This window comes from Methylobacillus sp. MM3, from assembly GCF_001645185.1.
In the GTDB taxonomy this organism is placed as follows: domain Bacteria; phylum Pseudomonadota; class Gammaproteobacteria; order Burkholderiales; family Methylophilaceae; genus MM2.
Window position 1 is genome coordinate 1 of sequence record NZ_LXTQ01000027.1, and the last position, 411, is coordinate 411.

At 35.5% G+C, this 411-nt stretch carries 1 protein-coding gene; it reads right to left on the reverse strand.

All coding sequences use genetic code 11. The annotated features are described in order from the left end of the window. Window positions 1-411, reverse strand: a 411-nt coding sequence (locus tag A7976_RS14840) for a phenylalanine--tRNA ligase beta subunit-related protein (RefSeq protein ID WP_256365515.1), incomplete at both ends; no start/stop codon positions are given.

Here is a 411-nt window from a genome sequence, read left to right on the forward strand (position 1 = left end):
TGACAATATCGCTCGTTAATAATTCACGTTCTGTACCATCTAATGTTGTCATTTTTTCGCCTTCATTAGCTTGACGAACAACAATTTGTTGTGAACCAATCGCATCTTGATCAAACATGTGCAATGGTTGACCGTATTCTAATAACACATAATTTGAAATGTCAACAACATTATTAATAGGACGTATACCCGCTTTTATTAAGCGTGCTTGCATCCACATTGGCGAGGGTTCAATTGTCACGTCGTGAACAACACGTGCACTATAATATGGTACTTTATCTTCATTTTCTATTGTCACAGTCAGTTCATTATTTGCAGATAACTCAAGCTCATTTGATGTTGTGTCTGGCTTAGTCATTTTTGTATTATATAATGCTGCAACTTCATAAGCAGTACCTATCATACTTAAAG